The sequence below is a fragment of the Achromobacter sp. 1011791174 genome, from assembly GCF_059760925.1.
Genome location: NZ_JCBANH010000023.1, coordinates 54,316 through 76,884, shown reverse-complemented (window position 1 = coordinate 76,884; position 22,569 = coordinate 54,316). Strand labels below are relative to the sequence as shown.

The following is a 22,569-nucleotide window of genomic DNA, read 5'->3' as shown; positions in this document are numbered from 1 at the left end:
GGCGCGGCCACCGCCGCGCCCGGAGTTTTCGACCACCGGCCCCAAGGCGGCACGGCTTGGGGCCGGTGCGGCTCGTTATTCCTTGGTTTCGATGATCCACCACACGGCGCGCGGCAAGGCGCGGCCCGTGAGGGGATGCAGATCGGTCAGGTCGGCGCGGGCCGTCCAGCCACGCGGCGGACGGTAGCCGCGCACGTCGCCGTCGCCGTGCCAGCGGCGGGCGCGCACCGTGCCGGAGGCATAGGTCGCAGCTATGCGGGGGCGGTTTGCGGGTTGGTGGGTCATGGCAGGCATCCTCAACATGAAGCGCCCCGGCCGGAACCGGGGCGCTATCTACGGTGCGAAGTCACGCGGCCAAAGCCTCGGCCTGCGGCTGGTCATCCGCCACGGCGGCCACTTCTTCCTGTGCTTCGGCTTCGCCATCCGCCGGCGCGTCCTGCCCGGTCTGCTGCGGGCCTTCGGAGCGGAAGATGGCGGGCATCCAGCCGGTGCCAGCGGCCAGCCGTTCGGCTTCGCTGGCAATGTCGCCCTTCTTCAACTTCGCCAGTCGGGTGACGTGCGAGGGCGCGAACCCGCCAACGGCTTCCAGAATCGCGGCCTTCGGCACATGCCGGAAGTAACCCTCATTGGTGGGCTGCCACCACGCGGCCATATCCAGCCCCACGGCCTGCGCCAGTTCCGCGCCGGGCTGGTGCGGCGTGGCGCGAGGCGTCACCACGTCCACCGTGGAAGCTAAGCACACGGCCAACAGCCGCACCAGTTCATCCTGTGATTTCGCCAGCAGCGCGGCGAACAGTTCGGCGCTGTCCTCCGGCAAGGTTTCGCCTGCCACCTGTTGCAGTTCGCGCAGCGCCACGGCGGCGGGTGATTCCGGCCAGTCCGGGGCCATGCCTTCCAGCCGGTCTTGCACCGTGAGGCGCACACCCAGCGGCAGGTCGTGCCCGTAGTGCCTTTCCTGCAAGACGGTCTGCACCATGCCATGCACCACGGCGGCCAGCGCTGCTTGCGGATGCCGTGCAACTTCGATTTGCAGCGCAGCGGTACGGTGCGCGCTCAACCGCTGCGCCAGTCGGTCAGACATGGCGGCGGTCTTGGGCTGCTCGTCGTCCTCGCCTGCGTCCTCGTTCGCGGCTTCGCCTTCGCTGCCGAAACCCTGCCGCAGCCGCTCCAGCGTGCGCAGTGCCTTGGCCTCCGCTTCGCGCAGCAGCCCGCGATGAATCGCGGCCTGCCCGTCGCGGTCGATGGTGACAATGGCACCGGCTGCGGCCTTCACGTTGGCCGCATAGTCCAGCAAGCCATCTTCCAGCGCCTGCAACTGCTCGCCCAGGCGTTCGCCTTCTTCCTGCAAGGCATCGGCCTTTTCCTCGTCCTCGTCGTCCAGCGCGGCATCCACCGCCTCGGCCAGTTCGTGCAGCTTGGTTTGCAGCTTCTCGATGCGCTGCGCGTCGCGCTTGTTCGGACTGCGGCGTTCCCTTGGCGCACGCTGGAAGGCTTGCAGATCGGCATGGGTCATGCCCGGCGTGGCATCCACCCACGCCCAGCCCTCGGCCTGCACCTTGGCGGCGATACCTGCCAGCTTGTCCTGCGCCAGCCGTTCCAGCAGTGCGGCATCGGTCAGATACACGCCTTTGTCGCCCTCCGCGAACAGGTCGCGGCGGATGCCACCGCCTTCCTGCTCGTAGCCGTCCAGCCCGACAAAGCGCACCAGCGGATGCCGGTAGGCGTCGATTTCGCGTTCGGTCAGGCGGTCGCGCAGGTTGTGCGGGCCGCGCTGCCATGTGGGCGCATCGTAGAACGCGGCTTCCTGCGCAGCATGGTCGTCGGTGATGGCGAGGGCCATCAACTGGTCAAGGCTCACGGCCTCGGCCCGGTAGTCGGCCAGCAGGCGCGGCGACACGTTGGCGAGTTTCAGACGGCGCTGCACCACCAGCGGCGTGACGCTGAAATCCGCTGCAATGTCCTCGATGCTGCGGCCTTCGGCCACGAGCGCGGCGAACGCCTCGAACTGGTCGGCGGGGTGCATGGCTTCGCGCTGCACGTTCTCGGTGAGGCTGGCCGTGCGGGCGGTGCCATCGGCCACCAGCAGGCAAGGCACCTCCCATTCCTTGCTAATGCGGTGCTTTTTCGCCAGCAGCTTCAACGCTGCGAGGCGACGGTCACCGGCCACGACCTCGTAATGCTCGCCATCGGCGGCGGCAATCACGATGAGGTTTTGCAGCAGGCCGACACGCTGGATGCTGGCGGCGAGTTCGGGAATGGACATGCGCGGGGTCTTGCGCACGTTGCGGCCAGTGGGACGCGACACCAGCCGCGACAGCGGAACCAGAATCAGGTTCTTGGTCGGATCAGCGGCCTCCAGCGGGATAGCGGCGGCGGTGTTGATGGCGCGGGCTTCGGTTTGGGTAACGGCGTTCATGGTGATAACTCCTATCGGTTCAGGGATGCAGCAGCGAAGAAAGCGACAAGGGCTGCTGCCTGCCCCTGCCGCGTGGGGATTCAGGCTTTCAACTGGCGCATGCCATCGGCCAGCAGCCAGAGGGCGCGATTTAGTCGGATGTTTTGGTCGATGCCCTGCACCGGGCGGGTTTGCTGTCGGCGCCCGTTGGCGCTGCGGCCACGCAGCCCGCCTTGGGTCAGGTTTTCTTGGGTGCGGTTGAACACGCTCCACAGGTCGGGGCGGCGGTCGTCGAAGCGGCGCGGCATCAGGATTTGCGATTCCGTGATGGGCGCGGGCTTGTCGGGGTCGTCGTACTTGAGGGCGAGCGCGGCGCGGGCGAACACTTCGGATTCGCCATCGTCCAAGGTGATGCCGCGCATGGCATCGCGCGATTCCTTCACCCGATCGAAACCGCTCAAGACTTCGTAAGCCCCCTCAATGACCAGACCGGCCACGTCGCCTTTATGGGGCACTCGCACATCGGCCACGGTGTTGCCGCAGACAAGGCCATTGCTGCACACGAACCGGAACATTCCGGCCAGCATCTGATAGCTGCTGGTGCCGTCGTGCGAGTTCAGCAGCACGATTTCGTTGGCCTCCGCGCCGTTGATCTGGCTGGCATGGCGCAAGCGAATCATGTGTTTGGTGTGCTCGCGCTTGCCTTCGTCGCGCACGCGGGTTTGCGTCACCATGAAAGGCTGGAAGCCTTCTTTGCGAAGCTCGGTCAGCACGGCGGCGGTGGGGATATAGGCGTACCGCTGCGAACGGCTCTCGTGCGGGGCATCCGCGAAGATGGACGGGGCCACGCGGTGAATCTGGTCGTCGGACAGCGGGTAATCGCTGCGCAGCGAGGGGGAGCGGAAAGCGAAACGGGATGCGAGTTGCATGGTCTTTCTCCTGACAAAAGAGGTTTGCTGTTCACACCGCACACCGGATTTCTAGATTCGGAGCCCAGCCTTTCGGCTGTTTGGTGCGGTCGGCACGAGGAACCCGGTTGGCCCTGTTGCCACCGTCTTTCCTGAGTTCATCGCCCGCGCCCAAAGGAGCGCGCGGACGGGGGCCGTCAAGGAGCCAAGCGCAGGGTTGGTGCGGCCCGCAGGCGCAGCCGAGGACACGGCCCTGCGCGCCTTGACGGCACACGGTCGCGGGCTACGGTCGCGGGTAAGGTGATGAAGTCAGGGGAGACGGCTGGACAAGGCAACGGCCATCCCTTTGTGCTGACCGCACGCAAGCGAAGCGCGCAGGCCCGAAGCTGGAAGCCGGGCCGTAGGCGTCAGCGATGCGGAAGGCTGGCGAAGCCAGTCCCGCCAGGGATGAGCGACTAGCGAACCTGGAGCAGCGCGATCCGCGAAGCGGAGACGCAAGAGGACTCTTCGTTTACCATTTGTTTCGCAAGCAAATGATGGGAAAGCAAGAACACGGAGATATAGAGATGATTGTCTGCATCAACCGCCTCAAACAGTTCGGAATCTTCAGCGACTTCAATGGAACGAAGATCCAAAAGTTCGGCCGGTACAACCTGGTCTATGGTTGGAATGGAACAGGCAAGTCAACGTTATCGAATCTATTCTCTTGCTTTGAGCTTCGCTCGATGGTTCCCCGCTTCAGCACGGGCCAATTTTCAGTAGTTCTGGAGGATGGCTCAACGATCACGGAATCCACACTCCACTCATCCCAATTGAATATTCATGTTTTCAATCAACGCTTCGTGCATGAGAACATTGATTGGGACAAATCCGTAAAGAGCATCCTTCTTATTGCGAAAGAGAAGATTGATGACTTGCAGAAGCTGGAGAAGCTGAAGAGCGAGCTTCAGTCGAAAAAGAAGGCTCACGACGACAAGCAAAGCGATATCAAGAAGCAGCGTGAGGCATTAGAGAAGTTCCTGACCAATGCTGCCAAGAAAATGAAGCTTGGACTTCAGGCGATTGATACGAGCGACAGTTATTACTTGAATTACGACCGCCGCAAGCTCTTCAACTTCATACAGAATAACGGCGAGACAATTATCAAGGCGGAGTCGGTTCTTCCAGATGAGAGGGTTATCGACCTTACGAATGCCGCCAAGCCAGATCAGCTTCCAAGCATTGCTTTCGCCTCAACGGCCATTGAGCCGGACTACTTTAAGAAAGCGGCGGGCCGCATCAGAGATTTGATTGGGACTACGGCGGTCAATCAAGCAATCCAGCGGCTGACCGATAACCCGGAAATCCGCGAATGGGTTCAAGCAGGCTTGGAAATCCATAAAAACCACGACTCGCAATCCTGCGAGTTCTGCGGCTCTCCGTTCGCCCAGCTTCGTGCCGAGGCGCTTGCTGCCCACTTCAGCAAGGAGTTCACGGAGTTTCAGAGCCGACTTCAGAACGCGGCGACATGGATTGAATCTCAAGGCGCTCCAGCTAATCAGTTTCCCGCATCGACCGAGTTTTATAAAGAACTATCGGCCGAGGCAGAGAAGCTTCAAAAGGACTACGCAACTGCTGCTGAAAAGATCGACCAGCAAATCGACGCCTGGCGGGAAGCCCTGAAGGCCAAGATCACAGACCCTGGGAAGACAGACATTCAGATCTCGGATGTGGTTGAAGACGATGTCACCAATTTCAATGACATCCTGAAATCGATTGTTGCTCTCGTTGGAAAGCACAACAATAAGACTTCAAATTTCAAATCTGAGACCTCAAAAAGCAAGGTGGCACTGGAGCTTCACTTTGCTGCGGCTGAGGTGCAAGAGTTTGACTATGCTGGAAGTGAGAAGAAGTGCAATGACCTTGAGTCAGAAGCAAAGAACGACCATAAGGAAATTGAAAAAATTAGTCTAGAGGTCGGAGCCATAGAAGCGGCGCTCTCGAATGAAACGGTCGGGGCAAAGGAGTTCAATGACATCCTGCATCGCTTCATTGGCCGCTCTGAGCTTTGCCTGAACTTCAATCAGAAGAAGAAAGGCTATGAGATCATCAGAAACGGGGTTGGTGAGCACGATGGGAATTTGAGCGAAGGTGAGAAAACTGCGATTGCATTTGTCTATTTCATCACGAAGCTCAAAGAAAATGGAAATAACATCAAGGATACGATCGTCGTCGTTGACGATCCGGTCTCAAGCTTTGATTCTAATCACTTGTTTCACGCCTACTCGTTTTTGAGAACGCAATGCACTGAAGCCAAGCAACTTTTTGTGCTGACTCACAACTTCACTTACTTTAAGCTAGTGAGAGACTGGTTCACTGGCACCAATAGGAATCGAGTCAAAAAAGGCAACGCCGAGAATTGCTTCTTTTATCGCCTGGATGCGCCACCTGGCTCCCCTCGTCACTCCCTACTTGTGGATGCCGACGACTCACTCAAGAACTACGGTTCCGAGTACCACTATATCTTCAAGAAGCTCTACGAATATAGGGCGCACACAACACTCAATCGAGATGAGGCGTTCTTGACCGCCAACCTCGCCCGAAAGCTTGTTGAATCGTTTTTCACCTTCAAATATCCAAGGCGTCGAAGCGACATTAGTCAATTGATGGAGGCTGGCCTAAAAGATTGCACCATCACGACACCAGAGCTTAAAGAAAAAATCTACCGCTTTATCAATAAGTATTCACATAGCGACGTTATTGAGATAACAGAGGAATCCGCAGAAAACTTGGCAGGCGAAAGCCACAGCGTCATCGGGAACATCTTCCAGTGGCTGGAAGAGGTGGACAAGAAACATTACGACGAGATGATTCAGGTTGCGACGGCCTGAGCATCAGGCCGCGAGGGCCATAGCTATGCCACCAGGCGCAGCAAAAAGGGGCCGAAGCCCCTTGGGCTAGATCAGCCCATGCTCGGCGAACGATGCCGTTTCGTTGCCCGCAACGATGATGTGATCGAGCACGCGCACGTCCACCAGACCCAACGCTTCCTTGAGCCGCTGGGTCAGCGCCCGGTCAGCCGCGCTCGGCTCGGGGTTTCCGCTCGGATGGTTGTGCGAAACGACGACCGCCGCCGCATTGAGCCGCAGCGCCTCCTTGACCACTTCGCGCGGATACACCGACGCACCGTCAATAGTGCCGTGGAACATCTCCCTGTATTCGATCAGACGATGGCGCGTATCCATGAACAGCACTACGAACACCTCATGCTCGAAGCTGGCCAACTTTGTACGCAAGTATTCCTTGACCGCCGCCGGCGAAGTGAACTCTGCTCCGCGCCGCATTTTCCGGTCAATGACCTGGCGCGCAGCTTCCAGAATGTCGTCGGCCGATGCCGGTAGATAGCGCCCGTGCGCGTCGCGCACCAGCAGACAGGAATCGAACGAGGGAAAGGACAGTTGCGACATGATCGTGCTCCGGTTGCTCGGGCGGAATTGCCCGGAACCGGCGGCAGCACGGCGCAGCGCAAGCAGTCAGGGGTCGCAGACGGCCGCCAGGACGCAAGCGCGCATGGCGCGCGCCGCCCTTGACGGCGAGAACGCCGTGATACGGTGAAGGGAACAGCAAGACCGCCCACACCCGCCCACTGCACAGAGTCGATTTTTGGCAAGCGGAGCGCGCAGGCCCGGATCAACGAGCCGGGACGGAGGCGTCAGTGATGGAAGCCCGACAGGGGCGAGACTCGCGCAGCGAAGCTCGATGCGCAGCACGACAGCGCGACGGCGGCACGCCGGGACGCCCGACTGCTTGGGACAGGACTACTCGTTGTCCGTCTTGCGCTGCTCGATTTGCAACTGCGCCCGTTGCGTTGCCTGTTGCAGCCGCTCCACCAGCACGCCCCTCGGCGGCAAGGCGGTCAGATACTCGGCAACGTGGATGCCGGACTTGTCCAGCTCCAGCAATTCGATCTGCTCGCGCTTCTTGCCGGTGCAAAGGATGATCCCGAGCGGCGAGGCTTCCTCCGGCTCCCGTTCGTGCTTGTCTAGCCACCGAAGGTAAAGCTCCATCTGCCCTTTGTAGGCCGCCTTGAAGTCACCTACCTTCAACTCCACCGCAACCAGCCGCCGCAGCTTGCGGTTGTAGAACAGAAGGTCAAGGTGGAAATCCTCGTCGTCGATCGGAATGCGCTTCTGCCGGGCGACGAATGAGAAGCCCGCGCCCAGCTCCAGCAGGAAGGACTCCATTTCACGGATGATCGCCGCTTCCAAGTCGCCTTCCTGCCAAGTGTCCCGCAGGCCCAGGAAGTCGAGGATGTACGGGTCGCGCATGACCAGGGCCGGCGACATGCGCTGCGCATCGCGCAGGGTCGCCAACTCCTGCGCTATGGTTTCTTCCGGCTTTTGGGAAAGCGCCGTGCGCTCGTACAGCATCGAGTCGATACGCTCGCGCAGCGTCCGCACGCTCCAGCGTTGGGTGCTGGCCATCTGTGCGTAGTAGTCCCGCTGGAGCGGGTCTTTCAGCGGCATCAGGGCGATGAAGTGCGTCCAGCTCAATTCTCGTATCAGTGATACGAGAATTCGCTCGTCGGGGAAGGTGGCGGCGAACTGCACCATGCGGCGCAAGTTCTGCTCTGCAAAGCTGCTGCCGTACTCCTCCACCAACTGCGCAGCCAAGGTGGGCAGAACTTCCTTGCCGTAGGCGCCCCGGCGCCTGTCCAAGACCTGCGTGTGGATGCGTTGGCCGATGCGCCAGTAGAGCATCGTAAGCTCGCTATTCACCGTCGAGGCGGCGCGCAAGCGCGCCGCCTCGATCAGTGCCCGAATGTCGCCCAGCAGCGCCGCGGGCGCTGCGAGCGATGCTGCTGATGGCCGGCGCCCGTTCATGCCACCGCCTCCGCAAGCTGCCGCGCGCCCGTGATGGCTTGGCGGCGGCTGGCCACCAGCTCGGCCGCCTCGCGCACCGGCTTGTCCTCGGTGTGGACGTAGTGCATGAACATCGCCACGGTCTTGTGGCCCGTCAGCTTCATTCCCACTTTGGTCGGCACACCGGAATTGGCAATGTCGGTGGTCGAGCGATGACGGATGCCGTGCGTGCCTACGTGCGGCACGCTGGCGGCCTTGAGCGTCCGGCACCAGCCGCCATAGTGCTCGCCAAAGGTCAGGTGCTTGGCCGGGTCGTTCGGCGACGGCAGGACGTAAGGGCAGCCTTCCAGACGCGGCGCCGTCGAAAGCAGCCGATAGGCTTCCTCGCTCATGGGCTTGGAAATGCCGCCAACCTTGCTGTCGGGCCACACCACGCGCCGGTTCTCGAAGTCCAGCCAGCTCCATTCGAGCGGGCAGATTTCGGAGCGCCGCGCCGCAAACTCGAATTGCAGCCGGATCGCCAACGGGATGACGTAGTTCTCCAGCCCCTCCGCCTCCAGTTTCTCCAACTGGCGGAAGATCCGCACCATTTCCTCGTCCACGATGAGCCGGGTTTCCTTGCCCGGCGGGTACATCGGGACGTGGCGGCACGGATTCGTGCCGTCCGGGCGGAAGCCCCAGACTTCGGCCAAGTTGAACATCTTGCGCAGCACGCCGAAGGTCTTGTTGGCCTCGGTCGGCTTGTAGGCCAGCTTTTCCATGAGCCCCGCAATGTCGGGCCGCTTCACGTCATGCACCTTCTTGCGGCCCAGCAGCGGGATGATGTTGCGGTCGATGACGCCCTGGTAGCCGTCCTGCGTGCTGACCTTGTTGCGCTTCTTGGAGTAGTCCTCCATGAACTTTTTGCACAACTCGGCCATCGTGGGCGCCTTGCGCGCCTCGGCCTTGGCACCGCCGGGATCACCACCCCGGCGAACCTCGGCCAGCCAGTCCTGCGCTTTGACCCGCGCCTGTTCGACGGTTAGCTCCCCGTAGAGTCCCAGCGAGGGCTTGCGGGGCTGGCCAGAGTTCGTGCGGTACTGGAGCATGAACACCCGGCGTCCCGTCGAGGTAATCTTGCAAAGGAAGCCGGGCACGACGGTATCCCGTAGTTCGATGTCCTTCGCCTGGGGTTGCGCCGACTCTACGGCGGTCTTGGTGAGCTTGATCTTTGCCATGATGACTCCTTGGAACGACCCGGATTCCAGGAGCCAGATAGGAGCGGCGCGAGGGAGAACCGGGTCAAGTTTCAGAAAGCACCGGCATATGATGGAAGCGCGTAAGCTATTGATAAACCTGCTGTATCGGGCTACGTCGCAGTCCAGCGAACTACCGGGCTGGAGTCATCGTGAAACAAAAAAAGGGGCCACCCGATGGGTGGCCCTAATTCCAGCTCTGCTCTGTCACTCAACAGTACTACATTACTGCGGTTTGCGCACCAGGCGCGCGCCTGAAAAGACTCAGGCGCTGCGACGGCTGCGGCTGGCAACCTTGGTGGCGGCATCGGCGGCATCCGAGGCAGCCTTGAAGGTCGCGTTGGCGGCGGCATTCAGGTTCGACTCGGCGACTTCGGCGGCCTGCTTGGCGGCCTTGGTCAGCGAATCGTAGGCGCTGGTCGCGGTGGCCAGCGAGGACTTGATCAGGGCGACGGCGCTTTCCGAGCCGGTCGGGGCGTTCTTCGAGAAGTGCTCGACGGCTTCGCTCAGCTGCTGCTGGCCTTCGGCGATCTGCTCTTCGGTCAGCTTGACCAGCTTGCCTTGCACGCCGGCGACGATGTCGTACACGTGCTTGCTGTAGGCCAGGGCCTTTTCGGCGCCCGGTTGCAGCAGGCCGGTGGCGAACGCGGCGGCTTCCTGCGGATCCTTGACTTCAGCGGCTTGCTGCGACTTCTGGGCGACTTCGTCCAGGGTGGCCTTGACGACCTTCAGATTCAGCTCGACCAGCTTTTCGAAGCCGGAGAAAACGACGGCCTGGGCGGCGACGAAAGTATTGACGCTGGCCTTTTGGCGGTCCAGAACTTGTTGCGGAATGGCGCTCATAGAATGCTCCTAGGTGTTCAGCCGGAATACCCGGCAAATCAGGATGGTGTCTGCGACGAGATGGAACGTGCGCGGAAACTGGTACTACAAGCTACCGCCGGCGCGTTTGATGCACTGCACAATTGACATTCTAGAGACCGAAAAAAACTTGTCAAGCAAATTTTGTGCAACGCAACAACCATTTGCACTTTAACAGTGCACGCCTGTGTCCCGGTTTGATCCAGCACAAGCTTTTCCCATGACTCGGGAAATACCGGACATGACGGCGTATCAATTCTTTTCTACACTGTTTGCACGCTGATGACATACAGAACCCTACTAATAGTCAGCGACTTATAAAGAAATACGCAGCAAGAAAAAACCTGCAACGGAGACTCCATGACCCTCATCCCCCGCACGCTTTCGGCCCTGCTCGCGGCCGCTGCCATGGTTACGGCCGGCGCCGCCCAGGCGGAATATCCGGAACGCGCCATCAACATGGTGGTGCCTTTCGCCGCAGGCGGGCCGACGGACAACGTGGCGCGCTCGCTCGCCGAAGCCATGCGTCCGACGCTGGGCCAGACTGTCGTGGTCGAAAACAAGGGCGGGGCCGGTGGCACCATCGGCACCACCCAGGTGGCGCGCGCCCAGCCTGACGGCTACTCGGTGCTGCTGATGCACGCGGGCTTCTCGACCGCCCCCTCGCTGTACAAGAACCCCGGCTACGATCCTTACAAGAGCTTCGAGCCCATCGGCCTGGTGGTCGATGTGCCGATGACCATCATCGCCCGTTCCGACTTCCCGCCCAACAACATCCAGGAGCTGGCCGAGTACGTCAAAAAGAACAAGGACAAGGTCTCGCTGGCCAACGCCGGCATCGGCGCCGCCAGCCACCTGTGCGGCACCATGCTGGTCGAAGCCCTGGGCGTGCAACTGCTGACCATCCCCTATAAGGGCACGGCCCCGGCGATGAACGATCTGCTCGGCAAACAGGTGGATCTGCTCTGCGACCAGACCACCAACACCACCCAGCAGATCAATGCCGGCTCGGTCAAGGCCTACGCCGTCACCAGCCTGCAACGCGTGCCCACGCTGTCCAAGCTGCCCACCATGGACGAATCCGGCTTCAAGGGATTCGAGGTCGGCATCTGGCATGGCATGTGGGTGCCGAAGGGCACGCCCAAGCCCGTGGTCGACAAGCTCATCAAAAGCCTGCAGGCCGGCCTGGCCGACCCCAAGTTCCAGGACCGCATGAAGCAACTGGGCGCCACGGTGCTGACCAGCGACGCCACCCCGCAGGCGCTGGACGCCAAGGTCAAGCAGCAGGTGCCGCAGTGGGCCGAGCTGTTCAAGAAGGCGGGCGTCGAGCAGCAGTAAGCCGCGTCACCCGCGAAAAGAAAGCCCCCTTTCGCAGGAAAGGGGGCTTTTTTGCAGGCCGCTGATTCGCGCCGGGGCAGGCGCTCTTGAAGGCGCGGCAAGCCTGCCGCGCGCAGGCTCAGCCGCGCAATGTCTCGGCCTGCAGGCTCAGTCCATTGGCGCCGCCCGAGACCGGCGGCTCGTAGCCCAGCGCCTCGGAAATGCTGGCGGCGGTATCCACCAGCGACTTGATCCATTCATCCTGCAGGCGCTCGGCCGGCGCCGAGATCGACAGCCCCGCCACCAGCTTGCCGGTATCGTCGAAGATGCCGGCGGCGATGCAGCGCACGCCCAGCTCCAGTTCCTCGTTGTCGCGCGCGTAACCGTGGCGACGCACCAGGGCCAGCTCGCGCTCCAGGCGCTCCAGGTCGGTCAGGCTGTTGCGCGTGTGCCCGGCCAATCCGGTGCGCAGCGCGTAGGCGCGGACCTGGCGGGTGTCGCCGGTGGACAGGAACAGCTTGCCGGTGGACGTCAGGTGCAGCGGCGCGCGGCCGCCGATGGCGCGCACCACCTGCATGCCGGAGCGCTCGCTCCAGGCCCGCTCGATGTAGACGATCTCGTCGCCCTGCTGCACCGACAGGTTGATGGTCTGGCCCGTGAGCTTGTGCAGCGAGCGCATCGCCGACACCGCCGCCTCGCGCACGTTGAGCCGTCCCTTGACCAGCGACCCCAGTTCCAGCAGGCGCATGCCCAGCTGGTACAGGCCGTTGTCCACCCGCTCGACGTAGCGGCCCACCACCAGGTCGTTGAGGATCCGGTGCGCCGTGGACGCGTGCAGCCCGGTCGTGGCCGACAGCTCTTTCAGCGTGACGGGGTCGGGCTGGGCGGCCAGCGCATCGAGCAGCCGCATGGCGCGCTCGATGACTTGTATGGCGATGGGATGGCTAGCGGCGCCGTCACTATCGGCGTCCAGGGCGTTGCGGGGTGTCGGGAGACGGGACATAGGAAGGAGTTGGTGGCTTATGGCCGCGCCGCCGAAAGAGACCGGCCTTGCGGCAACGCAGCAAACAGTTCTTTCCCGTATTGTGAAATTTACCGGGGCATTTGGCAATGGGTTTTTTGAACTGAATAAAAAGGGTCGCCCCCTTTTTATTCAGCCCTTCGTCAAGCTCAGGCCGCGGCCGGCGGCTCCAGCTTGCCGCCCAGCCGCAAGACCTCGGCCCTGAGGAAAGCCAAGGCTTGCGCGGCGGCCTCGGGTTCGCCCTTCACGCCCAAGTCGATATGCGGCGCGCCGCCAGCCTCGCCCACGCTGGGCAGGCTGAACGCCCGTACACCCGGCCAGCGCGATTCGACGGCCTGCATCGCCGGCGTGATGCGAGACTCCGGCATGCGGAAAACCAGGAAGGAATGCTCGACATGGCTGCGCTGATGCTGCATTGCACGATAGCGCGTGTCCAGCGTCCATTCGAGCATGGGCCAGGCCATGACGGGAAAGCCCGGAACGAACGTGTGGTCGCGGATGAAGAAGCCGGGAATGCGGTTGTAGGGATTCGGCACGATCTCGCAGCCTTGCGGGAACACGCCCATCTGCAGGCGCTGCTGGTTCTCGGGCGTGCTCATGTCGGCCGTGCCCTGCCCCTTGGCCGCCATCTCGGCGGTGCGCAGCGCAATGGCTTCCTCCGCTTCGGGATGCAGCGCCAGCGGCAGGTCCAGCGCGGCCGCCGCCGCCTGGCGGGTATGGTCGTCCGGCGTGCCGCCGATGCCGCCGCAGGACAGCACCACATCGCCGGAGGCGAAGCTGCGTCGATAGGCGGCCGTCAGCGCATCGCGATCATCGGGCAGGAACTCCGCCCAGCCCAGCTGCATGCCACGCGCGGACAGCAGTTCGACGACTTTGGAGAAGTGCTTGTCCTGTCGGCGCCCCGACAGGATTTCGTCTCCGACGATGATCAGGCCAATACGGCGGGCGGCGGGTTCTGCGGCCATGTCCAGTTCCAGGTGTGAGGATCGAATGATGTGAAGATCGCGCGCCGCGCTCAGACGTCGATGACGCGCTCTTCGCGCAGGCGTTTGAGCGCCTCGAGCCCGTAGTGCGCATTGACCAGGGCCGAGAACACCGGCAGGATGATCCACGCCGGCGGCAGCAGGTTCAGCAGCGAACAAATCAGGCCGATGACCCAGAAACCGCCGTTGTGGCGCTGGATCAGCAGGCGGCGCTCGGCCGGGCTGGCATGCTCGACGATGGCGTCCACGCGCATCATGCGCGAGAACGCGAAGGCCCACCAGAAAACCGGCAGGATCAAGGCCATGGGCGGCACCAGCCACAGCGGCAGCGTCAGCAACCAGCCGGCGGCGAAGGCAGCCGACACCCACACGGCGTTCCAGACGCTGACCGCCGTGGAATGCCTGCCTTGCAAGGCGAGCCCGGCGTATTCCCGATGCCCCACGTGGCGCAGCACCAGCGGCATCACGAACACGGCGGCGATGGCCAGGCCCAGGATGCCGGAAACGGGCAGCAGGATGGCCGCGGCAACCACCGGAGCCAGGTAGATCTTCAGCGAGAACAGCCCCATCGCCACCAGCCACTCGTCGGTGCGGTTGACGAAGTCCCAGTGCGAGGCCTCCATGCGCAGCCAGTCCGTGAGCGGCGTCCAGAACAGCCAGAGCAGCAACAAGGCGCCGACCAGGGCGATCAGGAATGGCAGCAGCACCGCGAACAGCATGGTCGGATGGCACTGCGACACGAGCGCCCGCTTGAAGGCCAGTCCAACTCCAGCGGCGCTGCGGGAAAAGCGGCCAGGCTGAGGCGTGTCAAAGTCGGTGCGCAAGGCGGTCATGAGGCGGGCAAATGGTGATGAGCATCCCGGGTATGATAGGTCAAACCCGCCTAGCTTCGCTCGTATGCCCCTACTCGTTCCCGGTACCGATCTTGCCGCTCTGCGCACGCGCCTGGGCGCGGCGCCCGACACCTGGCTCATCGCCTGTTTCTGCGCCGCCTGGTGCGACACCTGCGAGCAGTACAAGCCCAAGCTGCTGGCGCTGGCCGAGGCCATGCCCGAGCGCGTGTTCGCCTGGATCGATATCGAGGAGCACGCCGAACTGCTCGGCGACGAGGAAGTCGAGAACTTCCCCACCCTGCTGGTCCAGCTCGGCGACCGCGTGCTGTTCTACGGTCCGATGCTGCCGCACATCGGCCATCTCGAACGCCTGCTTGCCAGCCTGGACGCAGGCAGCGCCGCCATCACGACCGGCCTGCCCGACCTGCCAGCGCTGCTGACGGCCTGAACTGACGGCCTGAGACCGGCCACATGAAAAAGGCGCCCGCGAGGCGCCTTTTCTTGTGGCCAGCCCGATCAACCGCGCGGGTCGCAAGCTGAACCGGCTGACGGACGTCGGAATCCGCCGACGCCCCGCCTCAGGGCTTGCGGCTGCCGCCGAGCAGCACGGCGACCTGGCGCTTGGCGCCGTTCGACTTGACCGGCGCGTCCTTTTCGGGGGCGGGCGCGGCGGCCGACGGCTCGTAGGGCTTGAGGAAGAAATCGTCCACGGGCTGGCGCGGCGCGGAATACGACGAGCGGCGCTCGGATCCACGCTCGGACGAACGGCCGCGATCGCCACGTTCGCCACGATCGCGTCCTTCGCGACCCTCGCGCGGCGAGCCGCGCTCCTCGCCACGGCCATGGCTGCGGGCGATCAGGTCGGCGGGCACGTCCAGCGTGCCGCGCGGCACTTCGCGCTTGATCAGCTTCTCGATGTCGAGCAGGAAGCGCTCTTCTTCCGCCGTGAACAGCGCGATGGCTTCGCCCGACGCGCCCGCGCGGCCGGTACGGCCGATACGGTGCACGTAGTCTTCGGCGTTGTACGGCAGGTCGTAGTTGATGACGCAAGGCACGCCGGCCACGTCCAGGCCGCGCGCGGCCACGTCGGTGGCCACCAGCACTTCCAGATCGCCGGCCTTGAAGGCTTCCAGCGCCTTCATGCGGTCAGCCTGGGTCTTGTCGCCGTGGATGGATTCGGCCTTCACACCATCGCGTTCGAGCTGGCGGGCCAGGCGGGCGGTGCCGATCTTGGTGTTGGAGAACACGATGACCTGCTTCAGGCCGCGCGACTTCACCAGGTGCACCACGGCCGCGCGCTTGTTGTCGCCCGACATCTTGTAGGCGATCTGCGTGATGGTGTTGGCGGTGGCGTTGCGGGCGGCGACCTCGATCTCGACCGGCTGGTTCAGGTACGAGCGGCCCAGCTTGCGGATTTCGTTGCTGAAGGTGGCCGAGAACAGCAGGCCCTGGCGCTGCGCGGGCAGCAGGCGGATGATGCGCTCCAGGTCGGGCAGGAAGCCCATGTCCAGCATGCGATCGGCCTCGTCCAGCACCAGGATGCCGACCTGACCCAGGTTCACGTTCTTCTGTTCCACGTGATCCAGCAGGCGGCCCGGCGTGGCGACCAGGATTTCGCAGCCACGGCGCAGCGCTTCGCGCTGCGGACCGATGTCCACGCCGCCGAACACCACGGCCGAACGCAGCGGCGTCTGCTTGCTGTAGCGCTTGACGCTTTCGTACACCTGGTCCGCCAGTTCGCGCGTGGGCGTGAGGATCAGCGCGCGCACCGGGTGCCGCGCGGGCGAAGCGCTGGCGTTGGCCAGCGGCATCAGGCGGTGCAGGATGGGCACGGTGAACGCGGCGGTCTTGCCGGTGCCGGTTTGAGCGGCGCCCATGACGTCGCGCCCCTCGACCACGACCGGAATCGCTTGCGCCTGGATCGGCGTGGGCTTGGTGTAGCCGGTTTCGGCGATGGACTGCAGCAGCAGGGGATGCAGGCCGAAATCGGCAAACGAAGGCGCGGGGGCCTCGGCGGCGGGTGCTACGGATTGAGTGGAGTCAGTCATCAGGGTTAGGCAGATACCGGGACCAGTGAAAAAGAACAAAACGAGAGTGCATGGGCACTGCCGTGCATACGCATCGGGACAACCGGAACACGCGCCACGCTCGCGCGGCCACGCGCGAATTGCCGCGGCGCGCAAGGCGCCGCGAGCGATCCGCATCCTGCCTTGCAGGCCAGGCGGCGCATTCTGGTTTCGATACTTATGAGGGCAGTACCAGGCCCGGATTGCTGTGGATAACTCGAATTTTAGCGCAGCCGGCCCGGCGCACGCGCAAAGCAGGTCGCCGAATGCCCGGAGCGACTGGAAAACCGGCGCGGCGGGTAGCTCCGATCAGGCAAAATCGTCCACCTGATGGACAGTAAGCGACCAATCGGACGAATTCCGCTTCGGAGGACTCAGCCCGCCAGCCAGCGCAGCCCCCAAAGGACCAGCATGCCGACGATGATGACCAGCACCGCGCTGCGCGTGCGCAGGAACACCAGCACCGCCAGCACGCCCGCCACCAGCTTGTAATCGAACACCGGCCCCAGCCCTGCTTTCCAGGGCAGCAGGTCGGGCACCACGATGGCCGTCAAGGCGGCCGCCGGCGCATAGCGCAGGGCCCGCCGCACGTTGTCGGACAGCGGAACATAATCGCCGAACAGCATGAAGCCGGCGCGCGTGATCACGCTGCACACGGTCAGCAGCAGGATCGCGCAATAGACATAGATCTCGGAGGGCCAGAGCGTCATGTGCGCGCCTTGAAGAAACGTTCGGCCCACATGCCGGCGACCACGCCGGTGATCACGGCCGCTGCCAGGCCCAGCCGCAGCGGCAGGGTCTGCCCGACCCAGGCGACCAGTCCAGCCGCCAGCATCGACACCAGCATGGGCTTGGAATTGGCCAACGGCACGGTGATGGCCAGCAGCGCCAGCACGGCGGCGAAATCCAGCGACCAAGTCGCGGGCACCATGGTGCCCAGGTAAATGCCCACGATGGACGAGGTCTGCCACACCAGCCAGCCCGGCGCCACGGTGCCGATGAAGTACCAGAGCTGCTCGCGGGTGCCGCGCTCGGCCGCGTCGCCGAAACGCGGCATGAACAGCACGAAGCCCATGTCGGTGGTGAAGTAACCCAGCCCCAGGCGCTTGGGCCAGGACAGGTGGCGGAAATAGGGCTGCAGCGCGGCGCCAAAAATGAGGAAGCGCAGGTTGACCACGCAGCCGGCGGCGAAGATCAGCCACAACGGCGCGCCGGTGGCGATAAGCGGCAGCGAGGTCAGCTGCGCCGAACCGGCGTACAGCAGCAGCGTCATGGCCAGGGCCATGGATTCGGTGAGGCCGGACTTGACCATGGCCACCCCGGTGACCAGGCCCCAGGTCGCGGTGGCGATCAGGGCCGGCACGATGGCCTGGACGCCGGCGCGGAAGGCGGCGACGCGTTCTTGCCGCACGAGGCGGGGATCTTCAGTTTGCGCTGAAGGAAGCGCTGGTTCAGAGGACAATGGCTGGCCCCTGGCGATTCGGACAGGACGACATGACTGCTCTAAGGGATGGAAAGCGGCGGCGGCCCGCCTGAAGTCGCGTCCGCGCGGCGGCGGATCCAGGCGCGAACGAGGCGTATTGTAACCTCGCTGCTTGATACAATGACGCACTTCCGCGAGCGCCGCTTGCGGCCTCCCGTCATCGCGCGGGACGCCCGCCGGCCCAAGTCGGAGCTATCGTGCGGCGCCGACCGCCGCGCGGCGTCAAAAGCGCTTCCGGGCGAAAACGGCGCGCACTAAGATGGGAGCAGACCATGTCGATGGCGGATCGTGACGGTTTCATCTGGTACGACGGCAAGCTGGTGCCGTGGCGTGACGCGACGACGCACGTCCTGACGCACTCCCTGCACTACGGCCTGTCGGTATTCGAGGGCGTGCGCGCCTACGACGGCGAGCTCGGCACGGCCATCTTCCGCCTGCAGGACCACACCCGGCGCCTGTTCAACTCGGCGCACATCTACCAGATCCCCATGCCCTTCGACCCGGACACGGTCAACGAGGCGCAGCGCCAGGTCGTGCGCGAGAACCAGCTCAAGTCCTGCTACCTGCGCCCCCTGATCTTCTACGGCCCCGAGAAGATGGGCGTGTCGCCCAAGGGCGCCCGCGTGCACGTGGCCATCGCCGCCTGGCCCTGGGGCGCCTACCTGGGCGAGGAAGCGCTGTCCCAGGGCATCCGCGTCAAGGTTTCCTCCTTTGCCCGCCAGCACGTCAACGTGACAATGCCGCGCGCCAAGGTCGCGACCACCTACGCCAACTCGATCCTGGCCAATACCGAGGCCCTGCAGGACGGCTACGACGAAGCCCTGCTGCTGGACACCGACGGCTTCGTGGCCGAGGGCTCGGGCGAAAACCTGTTCCTGGTCAAGGACGGCGTGCTCTGCGAGCCGGAAATCGCCTCGGCCCTGACCGGCATCACCCGCTCCACCATCCATGCGCTGGCCGCCGACCTGGGCCTGCGCGTCGTGACCAAGCGGCTGACCCGGGACGATGTCTATATCGCCGACGAGGCCTTCTTCACCGGCACCGCCGCCGAAGTCACCCCGATCCGCGAGGTCGACAACCGCAAGATCGGCGCAGGCAGCCGGGGGCCCGTCACCGAAGCCCTGCAGAAGGCCTACTTCGACGTGGTGCATGGCCGCAACCCGAAGTACCATCACTGGCTAAGCAAAATCTGATTCGCGCGGCCTTGTTAATTTCCCGCAAGGCCGCATCATTACCACCCACCCAGCCGTCCCACGGTTCTTTTATTTCAGGAATACCCATGACCGCCGCTTCCCCGGCCGCCGTCTCCAGCGCACAACACGAAGTGATCGAAGTCGGCGCCGAAGACCTGCCCGTCTTCTGTCCCGGCCCCAAGGCTCCGCTGTGGAGCATGCACCCCCGCGTCTTCCTCGACGTGGCCCGCACCGGTTCGGCCCGCTGCGCCTACTGTGGCGCCGAATACCGTCTGAAGCCGGGCACGGTGCTGCACGGCCACCACTGAGCGCCGGCCGCGCCCTTCTTCCTCACGCCAACCGCCACGACCTATGTTCGCCACGCCAGACGAAGCCGAGCACGCGTTCTACGAAGCCCTGGAACAGGCGGACTGCGTCCGCTTGATGCAAGTCTGGGCGGACGACGAGGAAATCGTCTGCATCCATCCGGGCGGCCTGCGCATCGTGGGCCACTCGGCGGTGCACGAATCCTGGCAGCAGGTGCTGGCCAACGGCCCGCTGCACATCCGCCCGCTGCGCCCGCTGGTCATGCAGAGCATGATGTGCGCGGTGCACGTGCTGGTGGAACAGGTGGCGGTGCGCACGCGCGAAGGCACGCAGTTCGCCAACTGCTACGCGACGAACATCTATCACAAGGGGCCCACCGGCTGGCGCATGGTCATGCACCATGCCTCGCCCGCCCCCACCGAAGCGGGTGTGCTCGACTTGCACGACGTACCCGACATGCTGCACTAGAGACCGGGTGGATTTTTGTTGGCCGCTGCTCGTTTTGACACAACGCCCTGCCCTGTTCCCTCGTGGCTGCCCGGAGGCGACAGCCAAACCGTCTACGCCGCCCTGTTCGCGCAATACCATCGCATCGCCTTCGTGCGCGACCGCGTGGAAACGCCGGACACGGACTTCGTGGACTTCGACTGGACCGGGCCGGGCCTCTTTCCGCACAAGGCCGCCGACGGCGCGCCCGTGAGCGGCCAGCGTCCGGTCGCCAACGGCAGGACCGCCGCCGCGCGCTGGATGACCGACGCGGACTGGAAATCCCTGCCGCACACACCTGACACGCCGGCGCTAGTGCTGTTCCACGGACTGGAAGGCGGCAGCAACAGCCGCTACGCGCAGTCGATCGCGCATCATTTCCGGGCGCGCGGCTGGATCGTGGCCATCGCCCATTTTCGCGGCTGCTCCGGCACGCCCAACCGCCTGGCGCGCGCCTACTATTCCGGCGACTCGGCCGAGGTCGGTTTCCTGCTGGAGACCGTGCGCAGCCGCATCCCGCACGCCCGCTGGCATGCCGTGGGCGTGTCGCTGGGCGGCAACGCGCTGCTCAAGTACCTGGGCGAGCACCATGAGGACACGTCCTGGCTGACGGCCTGCGCCGGCGTCTCGGTGCCGCTGGACCTGGTGGCCTGCGGCAAGACCCTGTCCACCGGCCTCTTCAACCGGAAGATCTACACCGGGCATTTCCTCAAGACGCTCAAGAACAAGGTGCTTGAAAAGGCGCATCGCTACCCGGGCGCCATCGACGTGATGCGCATCGCGCACGCGCGCGACCTGCGCGACTTCGACGACGCCTATACCGCGCCCATGCATGGGTTCCGCAACGCGCTGGACTACTGGACGCGCGCCTCCAGCAAGCCCTGGCTGCCGCGGATCACCGCGCCCACGCTGGTGCTGAACGCGCTGAACGATCCGTTCATCCCGGCCAGCGCCCTGCCCAAGCCCGAGGAATGCTCGGCCAGCGTGCTGCTGCACCAGCCCGCCGACGGCGGCCACGCCGGTTTCCCGACCGGCGCCTTTCCGGCGCACCTGAACTGGCTGCCCCAGCGCCTGGGCCGCTTCTTCGAAACCGGCCTCTAGCCGGATTTGAATCGCTCCAGCAGCTGCCGTTCTTCGGCGAGCTTGTCCCTGACTTCCTTGATCTGCACGTCGATCTGCGACTGCTCGTAGAAGTCGGAAGACATCCCCCGCGCCTGTTGCAGCTGCGACTCCGCCGCGGCGAAAGCGCCGATCTGCGTGTAGTAGCGGGCCATGTCGCGGCGCGCCTGCACCGGCTTGCCGGTGCGTTCCTGGCTCTGCGCCAGCATCTGATAGAGGCTGGGTTCGTCCGCGCCCCATTGCCGGATCTTGCCGCGCAGGTAGTCCTGGGCCTCGGCGTGGCGGCCACTATTCTGCAGCGCCTGGGCATAGGCGATGCCCAGCGCGCGCCGGTCCGGCCAGCGCTTGGACGCGGCCTGCGCCAGCTCCAGCGCGCGGGCATTGTCCTTGCGGGCCAGCGCGATATCCACGCTCAGCTTGGCCAGCTGCGGCGACGACCGTCCGTCTTCCGAGGCCAGGGTCCAGTTGCGCTCCGCCTCGGCCAGGCTGTTGCGCTGCAGGGCCTGCAAGGCCAGGCCATAGTAGGCCGCCGACTTGCGCACGCCGGACAGCGCCCGGGCCTCGTCCTGCAGCTGCTGCGCGGCCGAGCGCAGGCTGACCGCGTCGCGCCCCTGCACCACGCGCATCTTGGCGCGGATGTACCAGAAATCATCGCTGTCCACGTGCCGCGTCGGCGGCTGCGAGCGCGCCCGATTTTGCACGTCGGACATGCGCTCGATGGACAGCGGGTGCGTGCTGGCCCAGGAACCGCCGCCCATGCCCTCGTTCAGGCGCGAGGCGTTCATCAGCCGTCCGAACATGTCGGACATGCCCTGCGGGTCGTAGCCCGCCTTGGTCAGCATCTGGAAACCGGCGCGGTCGGCCTCGCGCTCGGCGTCGCGCGAAAAACCCAGCTGGCGGTTGATGGCGGCGGCCTGGCCGAACGCGGCCACGCCCATCGCCAGATTGCCGCCACCGCCAGCCAGCGCCGCCAGCAGCGCGCCGGCCAGGCTGGCCAGCATCACCATGCTGTTCTGGTTCTGCTGGGTCATGCCACGGGCGATATGGCGCTGCACCACGTGGCCGATTTCGTGCGCCAGCACGGCGGCCAGCTCGGACTCGCTGGCCGAGGCGACGATCAGTCCGGTATTCACGCCGATGAAGCCGCCAGGCATGGCGAACGCATTGATCTCGGGATCCCGCACGCCGAACATTTCCACTTCGGGCACGGCGCCCGGCGAATACGCGGCCAGCTTGCGTCCCATGGTGGTCAGGTACTGGCTCAGCTCGGTGTCGTCCACATAGGTGGGGTCGCGCCGCCCTTGCGACATGATGGCCTCGCCCAGGCTGCGTTCCAGCATCGGGGAAAGCTCGGCCGACGACGCCGCGCCCATGGAAGGCAGCCCGACGGGCTGGGCATGGGCCGCCAGCGGCAGGGCCTGTAAGACCAGCGCAGCGCTGAGCGCCGCGCTGACGCCTTGTTTCGCAATCGAGCAAATGGAGGACATGTTCCTGCGTTTCATAAGCCTATGATAGCGATCAG

General features: G+C 64.3%; 21 protein-coding genes. 7 read left to right on the top strand and 14 right to left on the bottom strand.

Annotated elements, in window-relative coordinates; translation table 11 throughout:
• Nucleotides 1-75 precede the first annotated feature (75 nt).
• The 3 genes from AC6LJ5_RS11050 to AC6LJ5_RS11040 form a co-directional block, all read right to left on the bottom strand.
• Entirely contained in the window at nucleotides 76-285 is a 210-nt protein-coding gene (locus AC6LJ5_RS11050; RefSeq protein WP_022580212.1) for a hypothetical protein, read from the bottom strand.
• A gap of 61 nt (nucleotides 286-346) precedes the next feature.
• A complete protein-coding gene (locus AC6LJ5_RS11045) occupies nucleotides 347-2,416 on the bottom strand; it encodes a ParB/RepB/Spo0J family partition protein (RefSeq protein WP_000994919.1) in 2,070 nt (689 codons plus the stop codon).
• An 80-nt stretch (nucleotides 2,417-2,496) separates the two neighbouring features.
• Entirely contained in the window at nucleotides 2,497-3,324 is an 828-nt protein-coding gene (locus AC6LJ5_RS11040) for a DUF932 domain-containing protein (protein WP_003092327.1), read from the bottom strand.
• A 392-nt stretch (nucleotides 3,325-3,716) separates the two neighbouring features.
• On the opposite strand from AC6LJ5_RS11040, the gene AC6LJ5_RS11035 reads away from it, so the two are divergent.
• The gene (locus AC6LJ5_RS11035) at nucleotides 3,717-6,173 is read left to right on the top strand and encodes an ATP-binding protein (RefSeq protein ID WP_001223964.1); all 2,457 of its coding nucleotides are present in this window, start codon (nucleotides 3,717-3,719) and stop codon (nucleotides 6,171-6,173) included.
• A 66-nt stretch (nucleotides 6,174-6,239) separates the two neighbouring features.
• Here AC6LJ5_RS11035 and radC read toward each other — a convergent pair whose 3' ends face one another.
• The 4 genes from radC to phaP all read right to left on the bottom strand — a co-directional run bounded on the left by radC (nucleotide 6,240) and on the right by phaP (nucleotide 10,222).
• Nucleotides 6,240-6,749: a RadC family protein gene (gene radC, locus AC6LJ5_RS11030; protein WP_003092330.1), complete on the bottom strand. Its 510-nt coding sequence runs from the start codon at nucleotides 6,747-6,749 to the stop codon at nucleotides 6,240-6,242.
• Nucleotides 6,750-7,100: 351 nt separating this feature from the next.
• A complete protein-coding gene (locus tag AC6LJ5_RS11025; RefSeq protein ID WP_003092331.1) occupies nucleotides 7,101-8,165 on the bottom strand; it encodes a PDDEXK nuclease domain-containing protein in 1,065 nt (354 codons plus the stop codon).
• Nucleotides 8,162-9,361 carry a tyrosine-type recombinase/integrase gene (locus tag AC6LJ5_RS11020; RefSeq protein ID WP_001062689.1) on the bottom strand — a complete coding sequence of 400 codons (1,200 nt, stop codon included), beginning with the start codon at nucleotides 9,359-9,361 and terminating at the stop codon, nucleotides 8,162-8,164. The genes AC6LJ5_RS11025 and AC6LJ5_RS11020 overlap by 4 nt, the downstream gene beginning before the upstream one ends.
• 282 nt (nucleotides 9,362-9,643) lie before the next feature.
• Complete coding sequence (gene phaP, locus AC6LJ5_RS11015; protein ID WP_103272696.1) at nucleotides 9,644-10,222, bottom strand: TIGR01841 family phasin; 579 nt, start codon at nucleotides 10,220-10,222, stop codon at nucleotides 9,644-9,646.
• Between the two features lie 378 nt (nucleotides 10,223-10,600).
• On the opposite strand from phaP, the gene AC6LJ5_RS11010 reads away from it, so the two are divergent.
• The gene (locus AC6LJ5_RS11010; RefSeq protein WP_103272695.1) at nucleotides 10,601-11,578 is read left to right on the top strand and encodes a tripartite tricarboxylate transporter substrate binding protein BugD; all 978 of its coding nucleotides are present in this window, start codon (nucleotides 10,601-10,603) and stop codon (nucleotides 11,576-11,578) included.
• 118 nt (nucleotides 11,579-11,696) lie between these two features.
• On the opposite strand, the gene AC6LJ5_RS11005 is transcribed toward AC6LJ5_RS11010, so the two are convergent.
• The 3 genes from AC6LJ5_RS11005 to AC6LJ5_RS10995 form a co-directional block, all read right to left on the bottom strand.
• Nucleotides 11,697-12,560, bottom strand: a complete 864-nt coding sequence (locus AC6LJ5_RS11005; protein WP_498140470.1) for an IclR family transcriptional regulator — start codon at nucleotides 12,558-12,560, stop codon at nucleotides 11,697-11,699.
• Nucleotides 12,561-12,727: 167 nt separating this feature from the next.
• Nucleotides 12,728-13,543, bottom strand: a complete 816-nt coding sequence (locus AC6LJ5_RS11000; protein WP_498140469.1) for a competence/damage-inducible protein A — start codon at nucleotides 13,541-13,543, stop codon at nucleotides 12,728-12,730.
• A 50-nt stretch (nucleotides 13,544-13,593) separates the two neighbouring features.
• The gene (locus AC6LJ5_RS10995; RefSeq protein ID WP_103272692.1) at nucleotides 13,594-14,394 is read right to left on the bottom strand and encodes an EI24 domain-containing protein; all 801 of its coding nucleotides are present in this window, start codon (nucleotides 14,392-14,394) and stop codon (nucleotides 13,594-13,596) included.
• A 64-nt stretch (nucleotides 14,395-14,458) separates the two neighbouring features.
• On the opposite strand from AC6LJ5_RS10995, the gene AC6LJ5_RS10990 reads away from it, so the two are divergent.
• The gene (locus AC6LJ5_RS10990) at nucleotides 14,459-14,842 is read left to right on the top strand and encodes a thioredoxin family protein (protein WP_103272691.1); all 384 of its coding nucleotides are present in this window, start codon (nucleotides 14,459-14,461) and stop codon (nucleotides 14,840-14,842) included.
• Nucleotides 14,843-14,972: 130 nt separating this feature from the next.
• On the opposite strand, the gene AC6LJ5_RS10985 is transcribed toward AC6LJ5_RS10990, so the two are convergent.
• The 3 genes from AC6LJ5_RS10985 to AC6LJ5_RS10975 form a co-directional block, all read right to left on the bottom strand.
• Nucleotides 14,973-16,442, bottom strand: a complete 1,470-nt coding sequence (locus AC6LJ5_RS10985; protein ID WP_498140468.1) for a DEAD/DEAH box helicase — start codon at nucleotides 16,440-16,442, stop codon at nucleotides 14,973-14,975.
• Nucleotides 16,443-16,834: 392 nt separating this feature from the next.
• Nucleotides 16,835-17,170: an AzlD domain-containing protein gene (locus AC6LJ5_RS10980; protein WP_103272689.1), complete on the bottom strand. Its 336-nt coding sequence runs from the start codon at nucleotides 17,168-17,170 to the stop codon at nucleotides 16,835-16,837.
• The gene (locus AC6LJ5_RS10975) at nucleotides 17,167-17,871 is read right to left on the bottom strand and encodes an AzlC family ABC transporter permease (RefSeq protein ID WP_103272688.1); all 705 of its coding nucleotides are present in this window, start codon (nucleotides 17,869-17,871) and stop codon (nucleotides 17,167-17,169) included. Before AC6LJ5_RS10975 ends, AC6LJ5_RS10980 begins: the two co-directional genes overlap by 4 nt.
• Nucleotides 17,872-18,215: 344 nt before the next feature.
• On the opposite strand from AC6LJ5_RS10975, the gene AC6LJ5_RS10970 reads away from it, so the two are divergent.
• The 4 genes from AC6LJ5_RS10970 (at nucleotide 18,216) to AC6LJ5_RS10955 (ending at nucleotide 21,029) form a co-directional block, all read left to right on the top strand.
• Nucleotides 18,216-19,136 (top strand): branched-chain amino acid transaminase, encoded by a 921-nt coding sequence (locus AC6LJ5_RS10970; protein ID WP_498140467.1) that lies wholly within the window; start codon nucleotides 18,216-18,218, stop codon nucleotides 19,134-19,136.
• 86 nt (nucleotides 19,137-19,222) lie between these two features.
• Nucleotides 19,223-19,444 carry a zinc-finger domain-containing protein gene (locus AC6LJ5_RS10965; RefSeq protein WP_103272686.1) on the top strand — a complete coding sequence of 74 codons (222 nt, stop codon included), beginning with the start codon at nucleotides 19,223-19,225 and terminating at the stop codon, nucleotides 19,442-19,444.
• A 43-nt stretch (nucleotides 19,445-19,487) separates the two neighbouring features.
• Entirely contained in the window at nucleotides 19,488-19,910 is a 423-nt protein-coding gene (locus tag AC6LJ5_RS10960) for a YybH family protein (RefSeq protein WP_103272685.1), read from the top strand.
• Between the two features lie 18 nt (nucleotides 19,911-19,928).
• Nucleotides 19,929-21,029, top strand: a complete 1,101-nt coding sequence (locus AC6LJ5_RS10955) for a YheT family hydrolase (RefSeq protein ID WP_498140466.1) — start codon at nucleotides 19,929-19,931, stop codon at nucleotides 21,027-21,029.
• On the opposite strand, the gene AC6LJ5_RS10950 is transcribed toward AC6LJ5_RS10955, so the two are convergent.
• Nucleotides 21,026-22,534 carry a M48 family metalloprotease gene (locus tag AC6LJ5_RS10950; protein WP_369869759.1) on the bottom strand — a complete coding sequence of 503 codons (1,509 nt, stop codon included), beginning with the start codon at nucleotides 22,532-22,534 and terminating at the stop codon, nucleotides 21,026-21,028. The genes AC6LJ5_RS10955 and AC6LJ5_RS10950 overlap by 4 nt on opposite strands.
• Nucleotides 22,535-22,569 lie beyond the last annotated feature (35 nt).

Coding starts and splice junctions, on each gene's coding strand:
- AC6LJ5_RS11050 (WP_022580212.1), bottom strand. CDS start 285: ATGACCCACCAACCCGCAAACCGCCCCCGCATAGCTGCGACCTATGCC.
- AC6LJ5_RS11045 (WP_000994919.1), bottom strand. CDS start 2,416: ATGAACGCCGTTACCCAAACCGAAGCCCGCGCCATCAACACCGCCGCC.
- AC6LJ5_RS11040 (WP_003092327.1), bottom strand. CDS start 3,324: ATGCAACTCGCATCCCGTTTCGCTTTCCGCTCCCCCTCGCTGCGCAGC.
- AC6LJ5_RS11035 (WP_001223964.1), top strand. CDS start 3,717: ATGCGGAAGGCTGGCGAAGCCAGTCCCGCCAGGGATGAGCGACTAGCG.
- radC (WP_003092330.1), bottom strand. CDS start 6,749: ATGTCGCAACTGTCCTTTCCCTCGTTCGATTCCTGTCTGCTGGTGCGC.
- AC6LJ5_RS11025 (WP_003092331.1), bottom strand. CDS start 8,165: ATGAACGGGCGCCGGCCATCAGCAGCATCGCTCGCAGCGCCCGCGGCG.
- AC6LJ5_RS11020 (WP_001062689.1), bottom strand. CDS start 9,361: ATGGCAAAGATCAAGCTCACCAAGACCGCCGTAGAGTCGGCGCAACCC.
- phaP (WP_103272696.1), bottom strand. CDS start 10,222: ATGAGCGCCATTCCGCAACAAGTTCTGGACCGCCAAAAGGCCAGCGTC.
- AC6LJ5_RS11010 (WP_103272695.1), top strand. CDS start 10,601: ATGACCCTCATCCCCCGCACGCTTTCGGCCCTGCTCGCGGCCGCTGCC.
- AC6LJ5_RS11005 (WP_498140470.1), bottom strand. CDS start 12,560: ATGTCCCGTCTCCCGACACCCCGCAACGCCCTGGACGCCGATAGTGAC.
- AC6LJ5_RS11000 (WP_498140469.1), bottom strand. CDS start 13,543: ATGGCCGCAGAACCCGCCGCCCGCCGTATTGGCCTGATCATCGTCGGA.
- AC6LJ5_RS10995 (WP_103272692.1), bottom strand. CDS start 14,394: ATGACCGCCTTGCGCACCGACTTTGACACGCCTCAGCCTGGCCGCTTT.
- AC6LJ5_RS10990 (WP_103272691.1), top strand. CDS start 14,459: ATGCCCCTACTCGTTCCCGGTACCGATCTTGCCGCTCTGCGCACGCGC.
- AC6LJ5_RS10985 (WP_498140468.1), bottom strand. CDS start 16,442: ATGACTGACTCCACTCAATCCGTAGCACCCGCCGCCGAGGCCCCCGCG.
- AC6LJ5_RS10980 (WP_103272689.1), bottom strand. CDS start 17,170: ATGACGCTCTGGCCCTCCGAGATCTATGTCTATTGCGCGATCCTGCTG.
- AC6LJ5_RS10970 (WP_498140467.1), top strand. CDS start 18,216: ATGTCGATGGCGGATCGTGACGGTTTCATCTGGTACGACGGCAAGCTG.
- AC6LJ5_RS10965 (WP_103272686.1), top strand. CDS start 19,223: ATGACCGCCGCTTCCCCGGCCGCCGTCTCCAGCGCACAACACGAAGTG.
- AC6LJ5_RS10960 (WP_103272685.1), top strand. CDS start 19,488: ATGTTCGCCACGCCAGACGAAGCCGAGCACGCGTTCTACGAAGCCCTG.
- AC6LJ5_RS10950 (WP_369869759.1), bottom strand. CDS start 22,534: ATGTCCTCCATTTGCTCGATTGCGAAACAAGGCGTCAGCGCGGCGCTC.